Source organism: Burkholderia sp. Tr-862 (assembly GCF_011753085.1).
GTDB classification, from domain to species: Bacteria; Pseudomonadota; Gammaproteobacteria; order Burkholderiales; family Burkholderiaceae; genus Burkholderia; species Burkholderia ambifaria.
The window spans coordinates 1-6,096 of sequence record NZ_VWWG01000254.1; the positions used below are offsets into that span (position 1 = coordinate 1).

Consider the following 6,096-nt stretch of genomic DNA (forward strand, 5'->3'; position numbering starts at 1 on the left):
TATCTCGGCGCGCGGCGGCAGCGCGAGCGCCGGACGGCGCGCTGCGTCGTTCTCGGGGTCGACGTGGATCAGCGCGTCGAGCACGCGCGGGTCGCGCAGCACGCGCGCACGCGCGGTTTCCGCGATGTAGTGCCCTTCGGATACGGAGATCATCGGATCGACGAGGATGTGCGCGTCGACGAGCGCCGCATCGCCCATCTTGCGCGTGCGCAGCTCGTGCACGTCGCGCACGCCCGGCGTGGCCACGAGCAGCGCGCGGATCTCGGCCGAAGCGGAGGTGTCGAGTGCGCGATCCGACAGGTCCTGCAACGCGTCATACCCGAACGTCCAGCCCATGCGCGCGACCATGAAGCCGACGATCGCGGCGGCGATCGGGTCGAGCAGCCGCACGCCGGCAAGGCTGCCCACGATGCCGATTGCGACAACGAGCGACGATGCGGCGTCCGAGCGCGCATGCCACGCATTCGCGACGAGCATCGCCGACCGCACGCGCCGCGCCTCGCGCAGCATGTAGCGGAACAGCGCCTCTTTCGACACGAGCACGGTCAGCGCGACGATCAGTGCGGAGAAATGGACGGCCGGGATGTTCTCGAGGTCCACAAGACGGTTGCCGGCGCGCCAGAGCATGCCGATGCCGACCGCGATCAGGATCGCGCCGAGGAACAGCGATGCGACCGTCTCGTAGCGGCTGTGTCCGTAATTGTGATCGGCATCCGGCGATGCACCACTATGGCGATTCGCAACCAGTACGACAAAATCCGAGATCAAATCGGAAATCGAATGCACGCCATCGGCAATCAATGCCTGCGAATGCGCAACCACACCCACGGCGATCTGAAACGTTGCAAGCACCACATTCAGCACAATACTGACGAGGGTGCTCTTGCGCGCGACCGTGTGCTTATCCGCGCTTTGCGCGTCGCCAGAAAACGTGGACATGAAATACGAGATATCGGTTGGGATACGGAATTCTATCAAACGGAGCCCGCAAGGCATTCCGATAACTCAAATTTTTCCATTTAAATCAATCGCTTATGCGAACGGGTCGCATTTTCATTCACGCGCCATTTCTGACATTTTCATGACAACACGCATACACTCCGATGCCACAATACAAAAAGCCGCGCTCCTGGACGGACACGCGGCTCTTTTTGAGGCGACGACTTAAACGGACGTTTAAATCGTGAACTGTTCGCGGTTCTTGCCGGCGATCCAGCGCGGCGGCTTGCCGCGGCCCGACCACGTCGCGCCCGTTTCCGGATCGCGGTACTTGGCTGCCACGCCTGCGCGCGGGCGACCGACCTTGCCTGCCTTCGCGCGGTTGAGGCCGAGTTCGGCGAGCGAAAAGCCGTAGTCGGCAATTTTCTGCTTCACGTCATTCAGCACTTCGGCGTATTCGCGCGACTTCGCTTCTTCGATTTGCTTCTCCAGCTTCTCCCGCTGGGCCAGCAGGTCCTTGTAAGAAGACATAGTTTCCCTTTCTATATGACTAATGGCGCCGGTCTCAGCCAGCTCACCATTCATGGAATATTTGTGCCTCGGATTTTCGAAGGCAGAGATTAGCACAAAAAAGATTTGATAGAAGCGGGATTCACGAAAATCCCGAGACCAATTGTAATTCACGCATGTCATTTTGACCGGCAACGGCCTTTTCTCAAATTTTCATGCGCTTGCATAGAGATTAGGACATTACCGATTTCGGTAATAGGCCTATCAACATACGCAATTACCCTGCATGTGGGAAAATCAAAGCTTTCATCCCGCGACAGGTTTGTGTAAATCGTATGGCGCTATTCGCCATACAGACGAAGCGGCATGCGCGGCGTCACGTCACATCCCTCGCGCATGCCATCAACCGCTCGCGCAACGGGCCGATGTCGCCCGGCAGCGGATCGAACGGCGTGCGCACGCGGCGGCCGTCGCAGCGCCAGTCGGCGCCGTGGCGGTCGACGCCGAGCAGGTCGAGCCCGTCGCGGCGCGCGCCGCTCGAGTCGTACGCGTCCCACAACGCCCGTTCGTCGTCGAACCCGAGCGGCGGCAGCGCATCGAGGCCCGTGCCGTCCACCCAGCCCATCCGGCCGAACCCGCCGATATAGCGCAGCCGCTCGATGTCGAGCGCCCAGAACGCGAAATCGCCGAGCGCGAGATAGCGCGCGGCGTCGGGCTCGTAGCGCGTGTAGCGCGCGGTGACATGCGGATCGTCGCCGAGCGGCACGAAGCGGCCGAGCAGCGTCGCGCGCTCGGCGTTGAGCACGTCGCCGCCCGGCGCGTCGACGACGAGAAAGCCCGCGCGTGGATCGGCGGCGAGGTTGCGCGTGTGTTCGGCGAGGCCGCTCACGAGGATCACGGGCCGATGATTCGCATCGGGTGCGAACGGCACGACCGTCGGATACGGAAAACCTTGCGGGTCGCGCGCGTGGGTCGCGAGCGTGCCGAGTGCGCAGCGGTGCAGCAGGTGCACGGCAAGGGCGGGATCGATGTTCACGGTGACTCCTGCGGTCGGAAGGACTGGGCGGCAAGGATGGCGAAGACGCGCAGCACGGGCAAGCTTCGGGGCACACCGCCTGCGCATCGATGTTACCCGCCGCCGCGGCCGGCCGGGCATCGGCCGGAAGGCTGACGCGGCCCGCGCAGGTGGCGTGGGTGGCGTGGCGGCGTGGGTGGCGATCCCGATCGGCCGAACGGCCAGCGCGCCGGCAAGACCGTAAGCGATTCGATAGAATCGGACGAATCCGATGGGCGCGACGCGCCCGCGCACCGTCCATTCAAGCGTGTTCCATGTCCGAATCTTCCTCCCGATCCTCGTCCGACTTCGCCGCGCCGCCCGATGCGCATCGCACGCTGGCCTTGCCGGTCCGCCAGCGCGCACGCACGGCCACGATGGCGCTGTTCTTCGTCGCCGGCATGATGTACGCGTCGTGGGGCGTGCATGTGCCGACCGTACGCGACAAGTTCGCGTTGAGCCCCGGGCTGCTGTCGATCGCGCTGTTCGCGGTCGCGGGCGGCTCGATCGCCGCGATGCTGACGATCGCGCGCTGGATCGCGCGGGTCGGCTCGCGCACCGCGTGCCTCGGCGGCGGGCTCGTGATGTCCGCGTGCGCGGCGCTGATCCTCGTCGTGCCCGACTACTGGATGCTGCTCGTCGTGCTCGCGCTGTTCGGCTTCTCGATGGCGACGCTCGACGTCGCGATGAACGCCGAGGCGAGCGCGGTCGAGATCGCGCTCGGCAAGCCGATCATGTCGTCGCTGCACGGGATGTTCAGCATCGGCGGGATGTCGGGGGCGGCGGTCGGCGGTGCGCTGCTGTCGGCCGGCATGGCGCCGGCCGTGCATCTCGCGCTCGCGGCGGCCATCAACGCGGCGGTGCTGCTGGCCGCGAGCCCGGCCGTGCTCCCGCACGTCCCGCATCACGAGCACGCGCACGGCGGCGGCAACCGCTGGCGCTCGGCCGCGCTGTGGATGCTCGGCGGCATCGCGTTGCTTGCGCTGATCGCCGAGGGCGCGATGTACGACTGGGCGACGGTCTACATGCGCGACGTCGTCGCGGCGAGCCCCGCGCTCGCAAGCGCCGCGTATGCGGCGTTCTCCGGCGGAATGGCGATCGCGCGTTTCGCGGGCGACGCGGTACGCGCGCGGTTCGGCGCGCCACAGCTCGTGTTCGCGAGCGCGTCGCTCGCGTGCGCCGGGATGATCGGCGCGCTGCTGCTGCCGAACCCGATCGCCGTGCTGACGGGCTTCACCCTGATGGGCCTCGGCCTCGCGAACATGATGCCCGTGCTGTTCGCCGCCGCCGCGCGCGTGAAAGGCATCCACGCGGCCGAAGGTCTCGCGCACGTGGCCGGGCTCGCGTACTTCGGACTGCTGTTCGGTCCGGTCGTGATCGGCGCGGTCGCGCAAACCGCGAACCTGACGGTCGGCCTGTCGGTCGTCGCGCTGTGCGCGGCGCTCGTCGCGGTGATCGCGCCGAAGGTGCTCGCGCACCTGAAAATCTGAGCGCACGACGGGCACGCCGCCTGCCGCGCGCCCGCCAAAAAGAAAGCGCGCCCGCGTTGCCGCGGGCGCGCCTTCACCCCTTCTGTCGACCGCTTGTCAGCTTACATCTTCACTTCATCGAGCAGCGTCTTCTTGCCGCTCTTGTAGTTGTACAGCGAGATCACGCCGTGACGCAGGTCGCCCTTCGCGTCGAAGGTCGTCGTGCCGATCACGCCCGTGTAGTTCGTCGCCGGCATCGCGGCGAGGATCTTCGCCGGGTCCGTCGAGTTCGAGCGCTTCATCGCGTCGGCGATGATGTACACGGCGTCATACGTGAACGGTGCGTAGATCTGGATCGGCTGGCCGAAACGCTTCTCGTACTTCGCCTTGAACGCGCCGCCGCCCGGCATCTTCTCGAGCGATGCACCGGCTTCCGAGCACACGACGTTGTCGGTCGCATCGCCGGCCAGGTCGGCCAGCTTCTCCGTGCACACGCCGTCGCCCGCGAAGATCTTCGCGCGCAGGCCGAGCTGCTTCGCCTGTTTCGCGAACGGGCCGCCGGTGGCGTCCATGCCGCCGTACATGATCGCGTCCGGATTCTCGCCCTTGATCTTGGTCAGAATCGCGCGGAAGTCGACCGCCTTGTCGTTGGTCGCGTCGTGCGACACCACCTTCAGGCCGAGCGCCTTCGCCTTCTTCTCGAACTCGTTCGCGAGACCCTGGCCGTATGCGGTCGAATCGTCGACCACCGCGACGCTCTTGATGCCCTTCGAGTGCGCGTAGTTCGCGAGTGCCGGACCCTGCTGCGCATCGGTCGCCACCACGCGATACGTGGTCTTGAAGCCCTGCTGCGTGTAAGCCGGGTTGGTCGCCGACGGCGAGATCTGCACGATGCCCGAATCGCTGTAGATCTTCGAGGCCGGGATCGACGTGCCCGAGTTCAGGTGGCCGACCACCGCGACGACCTTGTCGTCGACGAGCTTCTGCGCAACCTGCGTGGCTTGGCGCGGGTCGGCCGCGTCATCCTGCGCATCGAGTTGCAGCGTGATTTTCTGGCCGCCGATCGTGAGACCCTTGGCGTTGATCTCCTCGATTGCGAGACGTGCACCGTTTTCGTTGTCCTTCCCCAGGTGTGCAATGCCGCCCGTCAAGGGCGCGACGTGGCCGATCTTGACGACTTGATCGGCGGCCGCGTTGCTTGCAGCTGCAACGCACAGCATCGCCGCGGCGGTGATCGGCAGCAGCTTTTGCATCTTGATATTCATGTAAGTCTCCAGTTTCGGTCCCAATAAAACGCCATCGCCCGGTGCCCCGCTGCCATCCCTGTGTTTGCATCACTGGACGATTCGCCGGTTGCATCGTTCATGCACTTGGCCTCAAGCACGTAAAGACAACCGCTTTTAGCGGCCCCCCGTCCGTACTTGCGCGCAAGTGTAGGTGATCAAATTAATTTGTGGGACTTTTTTGGGGTAGTGGTAACACTACCGATATGGGCGCTTTGGAATGACTGCTCGAATACTCCGGAAGCCCCGCCTGATAAGGGTTTCCGCTAATTACGAGCGGCCGGATGGAAGGTGGATTTAAAGCATTCCCGTGTCATTTCGATTCGGTATTTTGTCCACGGGATCATTGAATGAAACGCGCGTGACAGCACGCGCGTTTCTTCACGCGATAGAGGCGCCGACACGAACCGGTCACACGGCCGTCGACCCATTCATACGGCGATTGCGCGCCATTCGGCGTCGAGCGCGTCGACGAGTTGCGACGTCGTCAGCGCGGCGTCGCGCCGCCGCGCGAGCGGCGCGCCCTGCCCGGCCCACAGCGACAGGTAGTCGCCGTCGTTCGCGCGCGCGGCAGCCTGGCGCAGCGGCTGCGTCAGCGCGTTCTGCACCGGATACGGTGCGGCATCGGCCACGCGTTCGCCGAGCCGCGCCATCAGCGTGTTGCGCAATCCGCGCGCATGACGCCCGGTGATCGCGCGCGTGACCTGCGTCGACGTATCGGCGCTCGCGAGCAGCCGCGCCTTCCAGTCCGCCGCGATCGCGCTTTCCGCGCACGTCAGGAACGCGGTGCCGAGTTGCGCGGCCTGCGCGCCGAGCGCGAGCGCGGCGGCGATCCCGCGGC

Annotated in this window: 6 protein-coding genes; 1 reads left to right on the forward strand and 5 read right to left on the reverse strand. The window is 65.3% G+C overall.

Features of this window, described 5'->3' with window-relative positions; translation table 11 throughout:
• The 3 genes from F3J14_RS32955 to F3J14_RS32965 all read right to left on the reverse strand — a co-directional run.
• On the reverse strand, nucleotides 1-939 hold a 939-nt coding region (locus F3J14_RS32955), incomplete at its 3' end, for a cation diffusion facilitator family transporter (protein WP_166726469.1).
• Between the two features lie 237 nt (nucleotides 940-1,176).
• Nucleotides 1,177-1,470 carry an H-NS histone family protein gene (locus tag F3J14_RS32960; RefSeq protein ID WP_011655705.1) on the reverse strand — a complete coding sequence of 98 codons (294 nt, stop codon included), beginning with the start codon at nucleotides 1,468-1,470 and terminating at the stop codon, nucleotides 1,177-1,179.
• Between the two features lie 355 nt (nucleotides 1,471-1,825).
• Nucleotides 1,826-2,485: a pyridoxamine 5'-phosphate oxidase family protein gene (locus F3J14_RS32965; protein WP_166726470.1), complete on the reverse strand. Its 660-nt coding sequence runs from the start codon at nucleotides 2,483-2,485 to the stop codon at nucleotides 1,826-1,828.
• Between the two features lie 293 nt (nucleotides 2,486-2,778).
• Between F3J14_RS32965 and F3J14_RS32970 the strand changes: the two genes are divergently transcribed.
• A complete protein-coding gene (locus tag F3J14_RS32970) occupies nucleotides 2,779-3,993 on the forward strand; it encodes an MFS transporter (RefSeq protein ID WP_166726471.1) in 1,215 nt (404 codons plus the stop codon).
• Between the two features lie 101 nt (nucleotides 3,994-4,094).
• On the opposite strand, the gene F3J14_RS32975 is transcribed toward F3J14_RS32970, so the two are convergent.
• On the reverse strand, nucleotides 4,095-5,237 hold the full coding sequence (locus F3J14_RS32975) for a branched-chain amino acid ABC transporter substrate-binding protein (RefSeq protein WP_166726472.1): 1,143 nt from the start codon (nucleotides 5,235-5,237) through the stop codon (nucleotides 4,095-4,097).
• A 449-nt stretch (nucleotides 5,238-5,686) separates the two neighbouring features.
• Nucleotides 5,687-6,096: nitronate monooxygenase (locus F3J14_RS32980; protein ID WP_211080420.1), on the reverse strand; the 410-nt coding region annotated here is incomplete at its 5' end.

Excerpts from the sequence above, each read along its gene's own strand:
- F3J14_RS32960 (WP_011655705.1), bottom strand. The coding sequence starts at position 1,470 with ATGTCTTCTTACAAGGACCTGCTGGCCCAGCGGGAGAAGCTGGAGAAG.
- F3J14_RS32970 (WP_166726471.1), top strand. The coding sequence starts at position 2,779 with ATGTCCGAATCTTCCTCCCGATCCTCGTCCGACTTCGCCGCGCCGCCC.
- F3J14_RS32975 (WP_166726472.1), bottom strand. The coding sequence starts at position 5,237 with ATGAATATCAAGATGCAAAAGCTGCTGCCGATCACCGCCGCGGCGATG.